Source organism: Bacillus sp. MYb56, assembly GCF_002976445.1.
Classification (GTDB): Bacteria; Bacillota; Bacilli; order Bacillales; family Bacillaceae_G; genus Bacillus_A; species Bacillus_A mycoides.
This window is the reverse complement of sequence record NZ_PCOH01000023.1, coordinates 37,942-56,202: the sequence shown is the minus strand read 5'-3', so window position 1 is coordinate 56,202 and position 18,261 is coordinate 37,942. Positions and strand designations below refer to the sequence as shown.

17 protein-coding genes are annotated in these 18,261 nt (G+C 36.1%); 14 read left to right on the top strand and 3 right to left on the bottom strand.

What is annotated here, in order from left to right; genetic code table 11:
- Positions 1–348: 348 nt before the first annotated feature.
- Both rsmD and coaD read left to right on the top strand, forming a co-directional pair.
- Positions 349–915 (top strand): 16S rRNA (guanine(966)-N(2))-methyltransferase RsmD, encoded by a 567-nt coding sequence (gene rsmD, locus CQ058_RS22735; RefSeq protein WP_001266992.1) that lies wholly within the window; start codon positions 349–351, stop codon positions 913–915.
- Positions 912–1,403, top strand: a complete 492-nt coding sequence (gene coaD / locus CQ058_RS22730) for a pantetheine-phosphate adenylyltransferase (RefSeq protein WP_002142952.1) — start codon at positions 912–914, stop codon at positions 1,401–1,403. The genes rsmD and coaD overlap by 4 nt, the downstream gene beginning before the upstream one ends.
- Here coaD and ylbJ read toward each other — a convergent pair.
- Positions 1,395–2,624, bottom strand: a complete 1,230-nt coding sequence (ylbJ, locus tag CQ058_RS22725; RefSeq protein ID WP_002033736.1) for a sporulation integral membrane protein YlbJ — start codon at positions 2,622–2,624, stop codon at positions 1,395–1,397. The genes coaD and ylbJ overlap by 9 nt on opposite strands.
- Positions 2,625–2,736: 112 nt before the next feature.
- On the opposite strand from ylbJ, the gene CQ058_RS22720 reads away from it, so the two are divergent.
- Together CQ058_RS22720 and CQ058_RS22715 are read left to right on the top strand one after the other, a co-directional pair.
- Positions 2,737–3,528: a patatin-like phospholipase family protein gene (locus tag CQ058_RS22720; protein ID WP_002138096.1), complete on the top strand. Its 792-nt coding sequence runs from the start codon at positions 2,737–2,739 to the stop codon at positions 3,526–3,528.
- A complete protein-coding gene (locus CQ058_RS22715; RefSeq protein WP_002088283.1) occupies positions 3,521–4,546 on the top strand; it encodes a SepM family pheromone-processing serine protease in 1,026 nt (341 codons plus the stop codon). The genes CQ058_RS22720 and CQ058_RS22715 overlap by 8 nt, the downstream gene beginning before the upstream one ends.
- A gap of 26 nt (positions 4,547–4,572) precedes the next feature.
- Here CQ058_RS22715 and CQ058_RS22710 read toward each other — a convergent pair whose 3' ends face one another.
- Positions 4,573–5,814: a nucleotidyltransferase gene (locus CQ058_RS22710; protein WP_164081469.1), complete on the bottom strand. Its 1,242-nt coding sequence runs from the start codon at positions 5,812–5,814 to the stop codon at positions 4,573–4,575.
- A 153-nt stretch (positions 5,815–5,967) separates the two neighbouring features.
- On the opposite strand from CQ058_RS22710, the gene CQ058_RS22705 reads away from it, so the two are divergent.
- The 3 genes from CQ058_RS22705 to CQ058_RS22695 all read left to right on the top strand — a co-directional run bounded on the left by CQ058_RS22705 (position 5,968) and on the right by CQ058_RS22695 (position 7,340).
- The gene (locus CQ058_RS22705) at positions 5,968–6,468 is read left to right on the top strand and encodes a YceD family protein (RefSeq protein WP_002014753.1); all 501 of its coding nucleotides are present in this window, start codon (positions 5,968–5,970) and stop codon (positions 6,466–6,468) included.
- 61 nt (positions 6,469–6,529) lie between these two features.
- Positions 6,530–6,703 carry a 50S ribosomal protein L32 gene (gene rpmF / locus CQ058_RS22700; protein ID WP_001984764.1) on the top strand — a complete coding sequence of 58 codons (174 nt, stop codon included), beginning with the start codon at positions 6,530–6,532 and terminating at the stop codon, positions 6,701–6,703.
- Positions 6,704–6,833: 130 nt separating this feature from the next.
- Entirely contained in the window at positions 6,834–7,340 is a 507-nt protein-coding gene (locus CQ058_RS22695) for an RsfA family transcriptional regulator (protein WP_002066865.1), read from the top strand.
- A 33-nt stretch (positions 7,341–7,373) separates the two neighbouring features.
- On the opposite strand, the gene CQ058_RS22690 is transcribed toward CQ058_RS22695, so the two are convergent.
- Positions 7,374–7,847, bottom strand: coding sequence for an N-acetyltransferase (locus CQ058_RS22690; RefSeq protein WP_002014751.1), 474 nt, complete (start codon positions 7,845–7,847; stop codon positions 7,374–7,376).
- Between the two features lie 295 nt (positions 7,848–8,142).
- Between CQ058_RS22690 and panE the strand changes: the two genes are divergently transcribed.
- The 7 genes from panE to murE all read left to right on the top strand — a co-directional run bounded on the left by panE (position 8,143) and on the right by murE (position 18,257).
- Positions 8,143–9,030 (top strand): 2-dehydropantoate 2-reductase, encoded by an 888-nt coding sequence (gene panE, locus CQ058_RS22685; RefSeq protein WP_002165143.1) that lies wholly within the window; start codon positions 8,143–8,145, stop codon positions 9,028–9,030.
- 79 nt (positions 9,031–9,109) lie between these two features.
- Positions 9,110–10,726: a bacillithiol biosynthesis cysteine-adding enzyme BshC gene (gene bshC, locus CQ058_RS22680; protein WP_002128861.1), complete on the top strand. Its 1,617-nt coding sequence runs from the start codon at positions 9,110–9,112 to the stop codon at positions 10,724–10,726.
- 366 nt (positions 10,727–11,092) lie between these two features.
- The gene (gene rsmH, locus CQ058_RS22675) at positions 11,093–12,025 is read left to right on the top strand and encodes a 16S rRNA (cytosine(1402)-N(4))-methyltransferase RsmH (protein ID WP_002014746.1); all 933 of its coding nucleotides are present in this window, start codon (positions 11,093–11,095) and stop codon (positions 12,023–12,025) included.
- A 15-nt stretch (positions 12,026–12,040) separates the two neighbouring features.
- Positions 12,041–12,403 carry a cell division protein FtsL gene (gene ftsL / locus CQ058_RS22670; RefSeq protein ID WP_002014745.1) on the top strand — a complete coding sequence of 121 codons (363 nt, stop codon included), beginning with the start codon at positions 12,041–12,043 and terminating at the stop codon, positions 12,401–12,403.
- A 22-nt stretch (positions 12,404–12,425) separates the two neighbouring features.
- The gene (locus CQ058_RS22665) at positions 12,426–14,573 is read left to right on the top strand and encodes a penicillin-binding protein (RefSeq protein ID WP_105589991.1); all 2,148 of its coding nucleotides are present in this window, start codon (positions 12,426–12,428) and stop codon (positions 14,571–14,573) included.
- A gap of 81 nt (positions 14,574–14,654) precedes the next feature.
- Positions 14,655–16,571: a stage V sporulation protein D gene (locus tag CQ058_RS22660; RefSeq protein ID WP_002014741.1), complete on the top strand. Its 1,917-nt coding sequence runs from the start codon at positions 14,655–14,657 to the stop codon at positions 16,569–16,571.
- 210 nt (positions 16,572–16,781) lie between these two features.
- On the top strand, positions 16,782–18,257 hold the full coding sequence (gene murE / locus CQ058_RS22655) for a UDP-N-acetylmuramoyl-L-alanyl-D-glutamate--2,6-diaminopimelate ligase (RefSeq protein ID WP_002014740.1): 1,476 nt from the start codon (positions 16,782–16,784) through the stop codon (positions 18,255–18,257).
- The last annotated feature ends 4 nt before the right edge of the window (positions 18,258–18,261 follow it).

Below are 18,261 nucleotides of genomic sequence, written 5' to 3'. Positions count from 1 at the left end.
GCAACAACATCGAAAATGATGTTGTTATATTTATTTATGTCCAATCTAAAATGAAGATATACATAATGAAATTAAAATTTATGTTAGGCTTTTTATTTTTCTTTTTTTTATTTTATGATAGGATAAAAAAGGTAAAGTGGAACTGATGTACATAGAGGGTTGTTGCTTGCAAATAGTGAAATGGATATGAAAGAAATAGCGAGCGATTATTTTAACTGAGGTTTTCAATTAGTTAAATAACAGATTAATGAAAAAATGTATGAAATAGTATGAATCGGTAGCGGTTACCGAATTGAAATGAATTTGCTGTAATCGCTCTATAGATTGAAATAAAGGTAGTGACAACAGATGAGAGTAGTTTCAGGGAAATGTAAAGGGCACCCACTTAAAGCGGTACCTGGTAATACAACGCGTCCAACGACAGATAAAGTGAAAGAATCTATTTTTAATATGATAGGTCCTTATTATGATGGTGGTATCGCTCTTGATTTATTTGGTGGTAGCGGTGGTCTTGGAATTGAGGCCATAAGTAGAGGGATTGATAAAGCGATTTTTGTTGACCGAGATAGTAAAGCGATAAAAGTCATTCATCAAAATTTAGAAAGCTGTAGACTACAAGAACAAGCTGAAGTGTACCGAAATGATGCAGAGCGTGCGGTAAAGGCGCTTATAAAGCGTGAAATCTCATTCGATCTTATACTAATAGACCCTCCATATAAAGCTCAAAAAATTGTGTCTTTAGTTAGTGTAATGGATCAACATGGATTGTTAAATAAAGATGGCATCATTATGGCAGAGCATGGGGATGACGTGGTTTTACCTGATTCTATAGGAGAACTTGTAAAAGTACGGGCAGAAAACTACGGGATTACAGCAATTTCGATTTATAAGTATGAAGGTGAGGGGACAGAATGACAAGTATAGCTATTTCTTCAGGGAGTTTTGATCCAATTACCCTTGGACATTTGGATATTATTAAAAGGGGAGCAAAAGTATTTGATGAAGTATATGTAGTTGTTTTAAACAATTCATCAAAAAAACCATTCTTTTCGGTAGAAGAACGCCTAGAGTTAATTCGAGAGGCGACAAAGGATATTCCGAATGTAAAAGTTGATTCACATAGTGGATTATTGGTGGAATATGCAAAAATGCGTAATGCAAATGCAATATTACGTGGTTTACGAGCAGTTTCTGATTTTGAATATGAGATGCAAATTACTTCAATGAATCGAAAACTAGACGAAAGTATCGAAACCTTCTTCATTATGACAAATAATCAATATTCATTTTTAAGTTCAAGTATTGTGAAAGAAGTTGCGAGATATGGTGGGAGTGTAGTAGACCTTGTTCCTCCGATTGTAGAGCGTGCTTTAAAAGAAAAGTTTAAAACCCCGTTAAAGTGAACGGGGTTTTTCTTTATGAATGCGTAAAAACAATAAGATGACATACAAATATAAACAAAATAAGGTGAAGATTGGTCCGTAGTGTATAAATGATGTCCAAATATCAGTTAGTGTATAAGAATGATTCAATAAAAATACGGGAAGATCTTCTTGCGTAGGCGAGAAAGAATGAACTTTTTCATAAAATGGTCCCCAAAATATAAAAGTGAAAATAGGAGCGAGAATACTTTGGATAATTCGAGCTAAAAAATATGGTTTAAAGCGGATATCTGTCTCCGCTAATATGCTTGCTACTTGTGCCTGAATAGAAAGACCGCTAAATGCTAAAATGAAGCTTGTTACCATCGCTTGTTGAAGAAGTGTTGATTCATTAATTTGACTAATCATTTGGCTTCCAAGCGTCATTTCAAAAATACCGGATAATATCGGAATACTAAATTGGGATGTAAGTTGGAAGAATGATAAAATATGTTGCATAATAAAAGAAAGCGCTTCTGTAATTTTGAAAACAGTAATCATTTTATTTAAAACAGAGAATAAAATAATAAACCCACCAATCATGAGCAATGTTTGAATAGAAGAAACGATAGCGTCACCGAGTAGTTTTCCGATTGGTCTTTTTTCTTGCATACGTGTTTGGTGGAGGATGGAAAAAGGGTTTTGAAAGGCACGCTTTTGATTCGTATGTTTGTCTTTTATGTAAGTATCGTTATTACCATAAAAGCGCATAAGTAATCCGACGATAAAGTTACTTATATAATGTGCTGCTGCTAATACGAGTCCTAATTTCGGATTATTGAAAAAACCAATAGAAACCGCTCCGAAAATAAAAAGTGGATTAGAAGAATTTGTGAAAGATACGAGTCGTTCCGCTTCAATTTGTGTTAGTTGATTGCTCTTGCGTAGTCTAGCGCTTAATTTGGCGCCAGCGGGGAATCCTGAAGCCATTCCCATTGCCCAAACAAATCCGCCTACCCCTGGAACACGAAACAGTGGACGCATTAGTGGTTCTAATATAACACCGATAAATTTTACAATACCAATACTGATTAGAAGTTCCGCAATGATGAAAAACGGTAGTAGTGAAGGGAATACAACTTCCCACCATATATTTAACCCGCGAATTGAAGCTTGCAAAGCATCTTGGGGGTGAAGTACAAGAGAAAAGGTTAAAAACAACATTGATATGGTAAGAAAAGCAGTTTTCCATTTTTCGTACATGTAAGAAAATCCCCCTTTGTCCCAAAAACGTTCATTTCAGTATACGTGGATATGTGGTGAATTTAGACCATAAGTATGAAAAAGGAATGAAAAAAATTAAAGGGTGAGAAAAATGAAGGAACCAAAAATCGGTTTAGCGCTTGGATCCGGAGGTGCAAAAGGTTTTGCTCACATAGGGGTAATAAAAGTGTTAAGGGAAGCTGGCATCCCTATTCACATGATAGCAGGTAGTAGTATAGGAGCGTTAATTGGTACATTTTATGCAGCGAGTTGTGACGTTGAAAGACTGTATAGATTGGCCGCTGTTTTTAAAAGGAAATATTATTTGGATTTTACAGTTCCTAAAATGGGATTTATTGCTGGAAAACGTATTAAAGATATGATTAAAATGTTTACATATAATAAAAATTTAGAAGAGTTAGATATCCCGACAGCTGTTGTGGCTACTGACATTTTGAAGGGGGAGAAAGTTGTTTTTACAAGTGGTCCGATTGCGGAGGCGGTTCGAGCTAGTATATCTGTACCAGGGGTGTTTGTTCCAGAAAAAATAGATGGCCGCTTATTAGTGGATGGAGGGGTAATTGACCGTATTCCCGTATCGGTTGTAAAAGATTTAGGTGCTGATATTGTTATTGCTGTTGATGTATCTCCAATTAAGGTGAATGGAGAGGTTACATCGATTTATGATGTAATTATGCAAAGTATTGAAATTATGCAACATGAACTTGTGATGAATCGGCAAATAGCATCAGATTTAATGATGCGGCCAGCAGTGGAACAATTTAGTTCGCGTGCTTTTACACATATTGAAGACATTATTAGGGTCGGAGAAGTGGAAGCGGAACAACATATTTCAAACATTTATTTACTAATTGAGCAGTGGAAGGAGAAACATAATGTTTAAGCGTTTTCGGTTTATATATGCAATTTTAATAGGGGTTATATTGGCGATGCTACTTGTTTATGTGCGCTTGCCGTATTATGTGACAAAACCAGGTATGGCCGCGAAATTAGCGCCGTACGTGCAAGTTGACGGTGGAACTAAAGAGTCTGGTGATTTCATGCTTGTCACTGTCTCAATGGGACCTGCTAATGTGGTGAACTTAATAGCCGCGCAATTTAATAAATATACACACGTTTCGAAGGCGGAAGAAATATTGCAAAAAGGCGAGAGTGATGAAGAATATCAATTTCGCCAAAATTATGCAATGAAAGATTCGCAAAATGCAGCAATCTATAATGCTTATAAACGTGCAAATCGCTCTGTTTCTTTTGAAAATAAAGGTGTACTAGTTGCTGGTGTAGCAAAGGGTATGCCGTCAGAGGGAAAGCTTAAGCTTGGAGATGTTATTATAGCTGTCGATGGAAAAATATTCGACAAGACGGAACAATTTATTGAGTATATGACAGGGAAAAAAGAAGGGGACACAGTAAATATTGAATACAAGCGGGGCGGAAAACAGTTTAAAGAAAATTTAAATGTAAAGACGATCCCTAATGGGAATGGACGCGTCGGTATAGGGGTCTCTATCGTTACGGAAAGAGAGTTAGTAGTAGACCCGAAAGTGAAAATCGATTCTCATGAAATCGGCGGTCCATCAGCGGGGTTAATGTTTACACTAGAAATTTATAATCAGCTCGTTGAAGAAGATTTAACAAACGGACATGAAATAGCTGGAACAGGTACAATCAATGATAAAGGAGAAATTGGTCCAATTGGTGGTATTCAGCAAAAAGTAGTAGCTGCTAGTGATGCGGGAGCTGAAGTGTTTTTTGCGCCAAATGAAAAAGGTGTAGAGAAATCGAATTATAAAGATGCTCTTGAAGCTGCGAAAGATATTAAAACGAAGATGAAAATTGTACCAGTGGACACACTGGATGATGCATTAACTTATTTGGAAAAAATGGGTAAAACAAAGTGAACCTCTCTGAAGAAGAGAGGTTTTTCTTATAGGAATTTTTTCGTTATTTCATCATAACGAATTGGATGATGCGTTGCGTCTTGTTTTAGCAGTTGTGTCCGCAAAGGTTCTTGCATTATGGAGAAATATACAGCATTTGATTTTCGTTCTATGTCTAAAGTTGGATGTTCGAATGTTTTTGTATGAGTAAGGATTGGGAGTTCTATTTTTTTCTTATTTCTAGAAAGATAAGTTTGTCCTTTTTGTGACATTCCGAGAAGACGGATATACGGCGCATGTTGCTCTATATTTGCTTTGTGTATTTCTTCTTTCGTTGTATTTGTTAAAATATGTGTACAAGCTCTTTGCAATCTAGTCCATGTATAACGTTTTGTTTTTAATGCTTCCATGAATGAATAGAAAGATGAACTGTTTTGTATTTTTGATAAAATACGATGCTCTAAACCTTCTTCCATTTCATATATATGTTGTAAGTCCTCTGAAGACATCGTCATAAGTTTGTATTTAAAAAATGAAAAGTATTTTTCCCAGTTATGTAACGTCCCGTAGTTTTGCTTGTAGTTTTCTAAAAGAGAAGCAGTCATTTTCGGGATAAAAGGCTCAATAGTTGTAGAGGAACTGTTTTCATTAAATAGCTGTTTGCGAATACTTGTTGCACTTGCAATATGTTGATCGTGAAATGTTTCATCATGATAATGAGAGGCGAATCTTTTTATAGTTTGTGCTTGCATCGAACTGTTTTGTAAGAGAATTGCTTTAATGTACTGTAAGCCTAAAATGTTATTTGGTTGTGACATATCTACGTTTTTTTCGGGTGGTAAGATGTGTAGAAAGGCTTCAGATGTAGCTTTCGCATAACTATTACCTGCATTCATAAATTGCTTCACAAGACGATTAAAAGTCTCTTCTTCATTTTTTTGTATAGCGATGGTATTGTAGAAATTTTCAGCTTGTCCATCTTCACTACCGAAACAAATTTCAGAAACACCAAGGGCGTTTAAAATCGAAATTGCGCCATTTGCGAAAGTTTCGGCCTTTTGTGTTGCGAATGCATATGGAAGCTCTACAACGAGGTCTACGCCGTTTGTTAAGGCCATTTTGGTACGATACCATTTGGAGATGAGTGCGGGCTCACCACGCTGCAAAAAAGGACCACTCATAACGGCGATAATAATATCAGACTGTGTTAACTTTTTTGTTTGTTGCACATGATAAGCATGACCGTTATGAAAAGGGTTATATTCAACAACAATACCACTGGATTTTATGGTAATCTCTCCTTTCGATGTAGCATCTTTTTGGAAAACGTGATAGTCTATATATTATTTCCTATGATGACTTCATTATAGTGTAAAGAAAAAACATTGACAAATATAAAATGGCTAGCTATAATTTTGTTTGTTGCCTTGAGGTGATATGATATGAAATGGTCCATCCATCAATTGAATAAATTGAGAAATAAAGGATTGACATTAAATGAAATGGTAGATGTAAGTGAGCTAAAAGAGGTCGAGAAAGATATTCGTGAAATTAATCCTGCTCATGTAACAGGAAGAGTTGATTTTGGCTCCGGTAAGTTTACGTTTCATCTACATATAACTGGAAGCATGGTTTTACCATGTTCTCGCTCTTTAGTAGATGTGACATTACCATTTGACATTAAAACAACTGAGGTGTTCCAAACTTCGGAAGAAGAATTTGAAACAGAAGCTGAAATTCATTGTTTAGAAGGAGAAGTACTTGACTTACTGCCCGTAATCAAGGAAAATATACTTTTGGAGATTCCAATGCAAATTTTCAGTGATGATGTTTCTGGTGGAGCACCGATGCAAGGTCAAGACTGGCAAGTGATTTCGGAAGAAAACAAAGAAAAGACTGTTGATCCACGATTAGCAGGACTTGCAAAGTTTTTTGACAAATAATCGGAAGACTGGTTTAGGCCTTCATATGAAAATAACTATTTCTTTTAAGGAGGTGGGAAGAATGGCTGTACCTTTTAGAAGAACTTCTAAAACAGTAAAAAGAAAGCGTCGTACGCATTTCAAATTATCAGTACCTGGTATGGTAGAGTGCCCAAGCTGTGGTGAAGCGAAATTAGCTCACCGTGTATGTAAAGCATGCGGTACTTACAAAGGTAAAGAAGTAATCAGCAAGTAATTGCGGGAAAATAAACGTAGAAGATATCTTCTACGTTTATTTTTTTTTGTCTTATTCTTTATTTGTTGTATTCTATCTTTTCTAGTAACTGCATATGCTTAATAAAAAATGCATAGGGAGGACTAGAGAGATGGCGACAACAAGACAAGATGCTTGGACTGATGATGAAGATTTGCTTCTGGCAGAAGTAGTACTCCGGCATATTCAAGAAGGTGGAACGCAACTTTCTGCCTTTAAAGAAGTGGGGAGACATTTGTCTCGCACACCAGCAGCATGTGGATTTAGGTGGAATTCTTATGTTAGAAAGCAATACAAAGAACGTATTGAAGAAGCAAAGCAACTTCGTAAAGTAGAAAATTATGAAGTGAAAGAGACAAAGGTATTAGAGCCTACATCAATTACATTGAATGATGTTATTGAATTCTTGCGAAATTATAAAGATGAAAGCTCTTTAATGGTGTTGCAACAACAAATTGAATCGTTACAAACAGAGAAAGAACGTCTTCTGGAGCGATTATCAGTATATGAGGAAGAATATAGAACATTACTTGATTATATCGATCAAAAAAGAAGTGTAATGGTAGCGGAAAGAAATGGCGCTCGCTCGAATGGAGAATTAGAAAAATTAAAGAAATAAAAACAGCTGCGTAACAGCTGTTTTTTTTGTTTCTTATGCAGATTCTTCGTTTGTAATCGCATTCGAATTTGTTTCTGGATGCCAAATATAAAAATCACCATCAGTTACTGATACTGGCTGGAAACTTAATTTATCCCAAAAACCAGATGACTGGATACGTGCTATCGTTTTAATTGGGAATTGTAGTTGTTTCGCATAATTAACAAGCATTTGTCCGAATCCTTGTTTTTGAAAAGTCGGCAATACTTCAAGTTTATAAAGTTCTAGGTAAGTACCTGTAATTTCAAATGGTTCTCCACCGTTCCTTTTCATATATAGACTCATACGTGCGATTAGCGATCCACCATAATAAATACCGTAAAATGGAGACTCACTATCATTTTCAATAATGTTTGCTTGTAATTCTTCCAACATGGATAGTTCTTGAGCTCCGCACCCTTTAAATTTTTTAAATTCATCTAATGTTTTATAATTGATGAGCAAGCGTTCAACTTTTGGGAATCCCATTACATCACGTCCTTTTCTTATCTTGTTGAATGCAGAAAAGTTAAAATATTTATAATAATATTATAACTCATTTTTAAATTTTTATGAAGAAGATAGAATATTTCTTTCATTATTTTTTTGAGGATTTGCTAAACTAAGAATAGAACTATGTATATAGGTAGTATATACGTAGTGAAAGAAGAGGTTGCATTTGTTAAAAGGTAATTGAATCCTCAACTATGTAATTGTAATTTAATAAGATATAAAGGGGGAAAGGCAAGGGAACTTATATCACTTGTTAATATGAGTTCTTTGTGTGAAGATGAAAATTGGAATTGTTGGACCGGGAGCTATTGGTCTCCTATATACATTTTATTTACAAAAAAGTAATCAAGATGTTACGTTGTTTACAAGAAACGATAAGCAAGCAGAAGAATTAAACTTAACGGGTGTAACTTGTATTAGGAATGGAGAACGTGAAACGGTATTTCCATCTATTTTACCGATAGAAAGTATGCTGGATAAACAGTTAGATTATATATTTATTGCTGTAAAGCAATATCATGTAACTGATATATTACCTTTTGTGCAGGGAGAATCGTCATTAATCTTTTTGCAAAATGGAATGTCACATCTTCACGTTATGCGAAAAATAGGAAATGAACGTATAGCAGTCGGGATTGTGGAGCATGGTGCAAAAAAAGAGGATGGACATACAGTTCGTCATACTGGAATAGGTGTTACAAAGTTTGGTGTAGTGCGTGGTCAATCTAGTTGTTTTAAAAAGGTATTTAATTGTTTTCCTTTTGATTATTTTCCGATTCAGATAGAAGATGATTGGAAGGGGATTATGCGTAATAAATTAGTAGTCAATGTATGTATTAATCCGTTGACGGCATTATTGCGGGTTGAGAACGGGGAGTTAATTTCAAACCCGCTTTTTTATCAAATGATGGAGCAAGTATTTCAGGAAGTTGCATTTCTTGTTAAAGAAGAAGATAAGGAAATGCTATGGAAAATGGTATGCCAAGTATGTGAAAAAACATCCCATAATACTTCATCTATGTTAGCGGACGTAAGAGCGAATAGACAAACGGAAGTTAACGCGATTGTTGGATATGTATTAGAAGAAGCTAAGGAACAACAACAATCTGTTCCGACACTTCGATTTTTGTTCAATGCAATAAAAGGAATGGAATTATAAGTGTTTTTCTTTGCTTTTACGTGAAACATTGAATACAATGTGGGTTGGTGAGAGAACAGGATACGAAAGGAAGAATTATATGGAGATAAAAGAAATCTCTGTTCCACTACAAGGTGTTGTAGCGGACTATATGAACGGTAAAAAAGAGATACAGTCATGTTTTGATTATCTGTTAACAGAGGATGCTTTTAAACAGCGTTTACATGATTTACGTGAGAGAGAGTTTTTCCGTCAAGATTTAGTAACGCATTTATTAGAATATAATACACAATTGCAAGCGGGAGAATTTACAATTCAAAATATAAAAGCGCTTGAAGATGAAAATACATATGTAGTTATAGCTGGACAACAAGCTGGGTTATTAACTGGTCCGCTTTATACAGTTCATAAGATCATTTCAATTTTACAGCTTGCAAAAGAAAAAGAAGAGAGCTTAGGGGTTCGGGTTGTTCCTGTCTTTTGGATTGCTGGTGAAGACCATGATATGGATGAAATTAATCATACATTTGTAACGAAAAATAAAAAAATAAAAAAGACCATTTTTCATGATCGTTATCCGAAAAAGGCGAGTGCTTCTGAGTCTGAGTTTTCTATTGAAGACTGTAGAAAATGGGTCGAAGAGATTTTTAAAACATATCCGGAAACGAATTTTACAAAGGATGTATTACAATTTGTTGATGATGCTTTAGGTAAATCGCATACATATGTAGATTTCTTTGCGCACCTTATTACGAAAATGTTCGCAAATTCTGGTTTAATTCTTGTAGATTCACATCATCCTGCATTAAGAAAATTAGAAGTGCCGTTTTTACAACAAATTATAAGTAAATATAAAGAAATTCAAGTAGGGCTTCGTAATCAACAGGAAGTACTTAAGGAATTAGGATTTAAACCGATTATTGAAACGAAGACAAATGCAGTGCATATATTTATGGAAATTGATAATGAGCGAGTATTGCTTGAAGAGAATCAAGGGAAGTTTATTGGAAAAGATGGAGTGCATTCATTTTCGTATGAAGAATTGATGGAAGAGATGGAAAGAAGTCCAGAACGTTTTAGTAATAATGTTGTAACGCGACCTCTTATGCAAGAATATGTGTTTCCTACGTTAGCGTTTATTGGCGGTCCAGGGGAGTTAGCTTATTGGAGTGAATTGCAACAAGTGTTTCATACGGCAGGTTTCCAAATGCCACCTGTTGTTCCGCGGCTTACAATTACTTATATGGAGCGAGATATAGCGACAGATTTATATGATTTAGATTTGCAAGAAATTGATCCATTTCTAAATAATATAGATAATCTGCGTGACAATTGGCTTTCTAATCAAATAGAGGAACCGATAGACGAGCGATTTATAGAAGCGAAAAAAGAAATAATGGATATTCATACATCATTACAACAATTCGTGAAAAAAATAGATCCAGGGTTAAATGAGTTTGCGGGGAAAAATGAACTGAAAATTAATGAGCAAATTGAACTGTTAGAAAAAATGTTGAAAAGAAATGTTGAGAAGAAACATGAGGTTCAACTGAATAAATTCCGCCGTTTACAATTCGCGCTTCGTCCATTAGGAGCACCGCAAGAACGTGTGTGGAATGTGTGTTATTATTTAAATCAGTTCGGCCTTGATTTTGTTGACCGGGTAATGGAACAATCTTTTTCGTGGGATGGAAAACATCATGTAATAAAACTATAGAATCTTGCTCTTTTGAGCAGGATTTTATTTTTATTCTGTTGAATTAACTGTGAAGTGAAATATTTCTGAATTATCCATCTTATGTTAATGTAATGAATCGCTATGTATCAGGTATATATATATGACAAAATAGCACAAAATGTAAACGGATTAATATCTTTTTCGACAGGTTTTTGTTTAAATTCCCGCAAAAAATGATAAAATTTAGTATATAATAAAATAAAATAGCGATTTGTATAGCGTACTACCTTGTTGGAAGTTAAATGAGTCGTTCTTTAGTAGCATTTCATCCTCTAGTAGTAAATTGTGTTTGTAGAGTGAGAAATGTATTTAACATAATTAATTGGAAAAAGAGTAGGTGCAGCAATGTTCAAACACGTAACAGTACTTTTGAAAGAAACAGTAGATGGCTTAGATATAAAACCGAGTGGTACATATGTAGATTGTACACTGGGTGGAGGAGGACATAGTTCTTATTTATTATCTCAGCTAACAGATGGTGGAAAGTTAATAGCATTTGATCAAGATGAAATAGCGATTCAAAATGCGAAGGAAAAATTTTCTTCTTATGGTGAACAATTTGTAACAGTGAAGAGCAACTTCCGTTATTTATCTGAAAAACTACATGAATTAGGTATCACAGAAGTAGACGGGATTTTATTCGATTTAGGTGTTTCATCCCCACAATTAGATACACCAGAGCGTGGCTTTAGTTATCATCATGATGCACCGTTAGATATGCGGATGGATCAAGATGCCCCATTAACAGCATATGATGTTGTGAACAGCTGGTCATATGAACAACTCGTAAGAATTTTCTTCCAATACGGAGAAGAAAAATTTTCAAAGCAAATAACAAGGAAAATTGAAGCTTATCGCGAGAATAAGGCTATTGAAACGACAGGAGAATTAGTGGAATTAATTAAAGAAGGTATTCCAGCTCCGGCACGTAGAACAGGTGGACATCCTGCGAAGCGAGTATTTCAAGCGATTCGTATTGCTGTAAATGATGAATTAAAAGTATTTGAAGAAGCGTTGGAATCTGCAATTGATATGGTCAAGCCTGGTGGAAGAGTTAGTGTTATAACATTCCATTCTTTAGAAGATCGTATTTGTAAAACGACGTTTAAGCGAAATAGCACAACGCCGCAATTACCACAGGGACTACCGATTATTCCGGATGAATTTAAGCCGAAATTAAAGCTTATTACAAGGAAACCGATTTTACCTTCTGACATTGAATTAGAAGAAAATAATCGAGCGCGTTCTGCGAAGTTGAGAATCGCTGAAAAACGATAAAAAGGAGAGAGAGGTATGACTAATTTAGCTGTAAAGTATAAACAACAGGCGCAAGAAGAGGTACAAATTCAAGCGCCGCCACAGCAGATGGTTAAGCCAAAAGTTAAAACGAAAATTACAAGAATTGAAAAGCTATTGTACGTAACGTTTATTGGGTTTTTATTATATGCTTGTGTAGCTTTTATTGGGAATAAAGCGGGTCTATATCAAGTTAATGTAGAAGCAGCGACGATAGAAGAACAAATTGTGAAAAAACAAAAGGAAAATCAAGAATTGCAGGCTGAAGTAGAGAAGTTAAGTCGTTATGAACGTATCGCTGAAGTTGCAAAAAAACACGGGCTAGAAATTAATGCGAATAATGTGAAAGGCCTAAAGTAAGGCAAATAGGTGTGAAGAAAAGATGAAGAGAAATATGACCAAATTTCATACCAATAAGGGAGCAGGTTATTTTATGATATTTTTCCTCCTGCTCTTTTTGCTGTTATTAGCCCGATTTTTTTACATACAAGTAACAGGAACAGTGGACAATCATGATTTGAAGAAACTTGCTGAGCAGAAACATAGTAAAAAAGGAGTTCTCGAAGCGAATCGAGGAACAATTTATGATCAAAATGGTCATGTGCTAGCACATGACGCAAATTCCTATAGAATGGTAGCGGAATTAAAAGGTGCTAAGCCTGTTGAGGATAAAGAGGATACTGCAAAGAAAATCGCTGGAGTACTCGGAACGGGCGAAGACGCGATCTTAGCCGCTTTAAATAAAGATAGAAGTCAAGTGGAATTTGGAACATTGGGTAAGGGCTTGACGAAAGAAAAGAAAGAACAAATAGAAGCATTGAAATTGCCGGGAATAACTTTTATTACCGAAAATGCGAGAGTGTATCCAAACGGTGATTTCGCATCTTACGTCATAGGTCATGCCAGACCTGATGATAATGGAATCGCAGTAGGTGAATTTGGCTTAGAAAAGAGTTTGGATAAGTATTTAGGGGCTTCTAATGGTGAGGTAGCTTATACAGGTGACCGTAAAGGAGTATCTCTTGACGGCGGGAAAGTGAATGTAAAGGCACCTAAAAATGGAGATAATGTGTATTTAACGCTTGACCAACGTATTCAAAGTTATTTAGAAGACGCAATGAAAGAAGCGAGTAAACATTATGAACCAGAAAGTTTAATAGGAATTGTTGCAGACCCCAAAACAGGGAAAATATTAGCGATGTCTAGTAAACCTAGTTATGATCCGAACCAAGAGAATAATAAATATTTTTATAATGATGCCATTGCAAATGCATTTGAACCAGGATCAACAATGAAGATTTTCACATTAGCAGCGGCCATTAATGAAGGTGTATACAAGGGACAAGACTTTTATCAGTCTGGTACATATCAAGTAGGTAATCGCAAAATAAAAGATCATAACGGCGGCGCTGGATGGGGTTCTATTACTTTTGACGAAGGGGTAGAGCGCTCTTCAAACGTAGCGTTTGCAATTTTAGGTGATCAAAAGCTTGGTCCAGATCGTTTCCGGAAATATATTCATAATTTTGGATTAGATGAAAAAACAAACATTGATTTACTTGGTGAAGGGTCAAATACAATTTTATTTGATCAACAAATACAACAAGTAACAACAGCGTTTGGACAAGGTTCTACAGTTACACCAATTCAACTTGTACAAGCTGCAACAGCGATTGCAAATGATGGGAAAATGATGAAACCTTATACAATTGATAAAATTGTGGATCCAATAACAGGTAAAGTACAGCTAGAGCATAAGCCAGAAGAAGTAGGAAAACCTGTTTCCAAAGAGACAGCAGCGCAAGTAAGGCAATTACTAGAACGTGTTGTTACATCACCGAAAGGAACAGGAACTGCATATAAAGTTGATGGGTATTCAGTCGGGGGGAAAACAGGTACAGCACAAATTCCTGACGGGAAAGGTGGCTATATGACGGGAAGAGAGAATTATATATTCTCATTCTTAGGTATGGCACCGATGGACGATCCGCAACTTGTTGTGTATGTGTCCGTTAAACAACCGAAATTAAAAGATGATGAAAACGGGGCTAAACCTTTAGCAGATATCTTTAAATATGTAACGAAAAATAGCTTAGAGTATTTAAAGATTAAGCCGAATGAAGTAAAAGACCCGAAAAAATATGTGAAAGAACAACAAACTGTCGTTCCAGATGTAACCGGAAAAACGATGGAAGAAGCGAAAAAAACAATTGATAAAGCAAAACTTCGTCCAATCGTATTAGGTGAAGGTAAAGTGCAGCAGCAAGTGCCAAAAGCAACTGAACAAACATTAAAGGGTGATCGAGTCTTCTTAGTAGGAGATAAACCTACAATGCCAAATATACAGGGATGGGCACTGCGTGATGTTATGAATTTAGCAAAAACATTAAAGCTTAACTTAAAACCTTCTGGTACAGGATATGTAACTGAGCAAAGTGTAGCGGAAGGGACATTGTTGCAACCTGGTACAGAATTAGGTGTAACACTCGTACCACCACTTGAACCGCAGCAAGAAGCAGAAAAGCCATAATGGTAATAGGGAAGAAGTTCTAATTAAATAAGTACAAGCATATATTGGAACAAGCTAGGCGTAAGGGAGGCTTGTTCCAATATGCGTGTATCAAATGTAACAGTTAGAAAACGACTTATTTTTATACTTATATCGGGTATACTCATTTTTACCATTATCGATATTCGTCTTGGATATGTGCAATTTTTTCTTGGAAATATGTTAACGGATCGTGCGAAGGATTCATGGAGTCGTAATATTACTTTTGAACCAGAGCGAGGGAAAATTTTAGATCGAAATGGTGTGGAGCTTGCTACGAATAAAAGTGCACCGACCGTCTTTGTTGTGCCGAGGCAAATTGAAAAACCAGCAGAGACTGCAGAGAAGTTAGCTGCAGTATTAGGTGTGGAAAAAGATGATGTTTATAAGCGGATTACAAAAAAAGAATCGATTGTAAGGCTTGATAAAGGCGGAAGGAAAATATCGCATGACAAAGCGAAAGAAGTACGCGGATTAAGTTTAAAGGGTGTGTACATCGCAGAGGATTCTATCCGGTACTATCCATTCGGTAATTTTTTATCACACGTATTAGGATTTGCGGGCAGTGATAATCAAGGGCTTATGGGACTAGAGAAATATTATGATAAAGAGCTAAATGGTGATAAAGGTCATGTGCGATTTTTTGCAGACGCGAAAGGACAGAGAATGCCTAACGTTGGAGATGATTTCAAAAAACCAGAAGCCGGCTTGAATTTAGGATTAACAATTGATTCACGCATTACGAGGATTATGGAAAGAGAAATGAATATTGCGGAATCAACGTATAATCCTGACGGTATGATAGCAATTGCAATGAATCCGAAAAATGGTGAAATTTTAGGTATGTCAAGTCGACCAAGTTTTGATCCAGCAGATTTCCAAAGTGTTTCTCCGGAAGTATATAACAGAAACTTACCTGTATGGAGTACGTATGAGCCGGGGTCAACATTTAAGATTATTACATTAGCTGCAGCCTTGAATGAAAATTTAGTAGACTTAGAGAAAGATACATTTTATGATGATGGGGCAGCTGAAGTTGGTGGAGCTAGATTGCGGTGTTGGAAAGCTGGCGGCCATGGTAGCCAAACGTTTTTAGAGGTAGTTCAAAACTCTTGTAACCCAGGATTTATTGAACTCGGTGATCGTCTTGGTAAAGATCGATTGTTTAAATACATTCGCAATTTCGGGTTTGGACAGAAGACCGGAATTGATTTACAAGGTGAAGGTAGCGGGATTTTATTTAATTTAGATAAAGTTGGTCCAGTCGAGCAAGCGACGACTTCATTTGGGCAAGGTGTTTCTGTTACACCGATTCAACAAGTAGCAGCTGTAGCGGCCGCTGTAAATGGTGGAACTTTGTATCAGCCATATATAGCGAAGGAATTTATTGATCCGAAGAATAATCAAGTTGTCAGCAAAAAGACACCTGTTGCGAAAAGGGAAGTTATTTCCAAGGAAACTTCAGAGAAAGTTCGTTACGCATTAGAGAATGTTGTAGCGAAAGGTTCGGGTAAAGGGGCTTATATTGATGGATATCGTGTAGGTGGAAAAACTGGAACTGCTCAAAAGGTGAAAGATGGAAAATATTTAGATAATAACTATATTGTATCATTTATCGGTTTTGCTCCAGCTGACGATCCGCAAATTGTTGTTTATGTAGCAGTGGATAATCCAAAAGGAGTCACTCAATTTGGTGGAGTTGTAGCAGCACCTATTGTTGGGAATATTCTTCGTGACGCACTTCCTGTAATGGGAGTGGAACCGAGAAAAGAGCAAGTTGAGAAAGAATATAAATGGGGCGATACACCAACTGTGGAAGTTCCGAATTTAATTGGTATGAAAAAGAAAGATTTACAAACGCAACTTGTAGACTTGAAGCTTGATATAAGTGGTGATGGTGGGAAAGTAATTAAACAATCACCAGAAGCAGGAGCTAAAGTAAAAGAGGGTTCAAAAGTTAGAATTTACTTCGGGAATTAAAGGTAACTGATTGTGTTTTATGGTACAATTGGTGGAAGTGAGTTCTTTATAGAAAAATTGCTTTACTTGAGACGATAAGTGTCTCATTAATAAATAAATCTATTGATTAGACTATAGTAGCACTTACCTCCTATTTTTATATAACTAGGAGGTAACGTGTTACTTGCTAAAATAAGAGATAAATAAACAATGTAGAGAGGGTTTAGTGAAATGAAGTTGCATACACTTGTATCATGTTTGCATGATTTTCCAGTTGTTCCAACAGAAAATCCAGAAATAACATCTATTGAAGCGGATTCACGTAAAGTGAAAGAGGGAAGCTTATTTATATGTATGAAAGGATATACGGTTGATAGCCATGACTTTGCTAAGCAAGCAGCCGCACAAGGAGCGGCTGCTATTGTTGCGGAAAGACCAATTGATGTTGACGTTCCAGTTGTACTTGTGAAAAATACTTTTCGTTCGCTAGCGGTTTTAGCTGATTATTTTTATGGCCAACCAACACACAAGTTACATTTAATCGGTATTACAGGTACAAATGGAAAGACAACAACATCGCATATTATGGATGAAATTATGCGCGCACATGGTCATAAAACAGGGCTAATTGGAACGATTAATATGAAAATCGGTGATGAAACATTTGAGGTGAAAAATACAACACCAGATGCACTAACACTTCAACAGACATTTTCAAAAATGGTTGAACAAGGTGTGGATAGCACAGTAATGGAAGTTTCGTCTCATGCTTTAGATCTTGGCCGTGTACACGGGTGCGATTATGATGTTGCAGTATTTACGAATTTAACACAAGATCATTTAGACTATCATAAAACGATGGAAGAATATAAACATGCGAAAGGGTTGCTTTTCGCACAGCTTGGCAATAGTTATCATCATAATCGTGAAAAATACGCTATATTAAACAGTGATGATCCAGTAGCAGAAGAGTATATGAGAAGTACAGCAGCTACTGTTGTAACATACGGTATAGATGTTGCAAGCGACATTATGGCACGAGATATCGTAATGACGAGTGGCGGTACAACATTTACACTTGTAACACCGTATGAAACTGTAAATGTTACGATGAAATTAATTGGTAAGTTTAATGTATACAACGTGTTAGCTGCTACAGCAGCAGGTCTTGTTTCAGGAGTGAGCTTACAAACAATTATTGATGTAATTAAAGAGCTTGCTGGCGTTCCTGGACGTTTTGAAGTTGTTGATGGTGGACAAAATTACACAGTTATTGTTGACTATGCGCATACACCTGATAGCTTAGAGAACGTACTAAAAACAGCAAAACAGTTTGCAAAAGGCGATGTATATTGTATCGTTGGTTGCGGTGGTGATAGAGATAGAACGAAAAGACCAATAATGGCAAGTGTCGCAACCGAATATGCAACTCACGCAATTTATACATCAGATAATCCAAGAAGTGAAGATCCGAAGGCTATTTTAGATGATATGGTAAATGATGTGAATGGGAATAATTATGAAGTAATTGTCGATCGAAAAGAAGCGATACGTTCCGCTATCTCGAAAGTAAAAGCAGAAGATATTATTATTATTGCTGGTAAAGGGCATGAAACGTATCAAATTATTGGTAAAGAAGTTCATCATTTTGACGATCGTGAAGTTGCTAAAGAAGCAATCACGGAGCGTTTAAACAACGAAGTGTAACAGC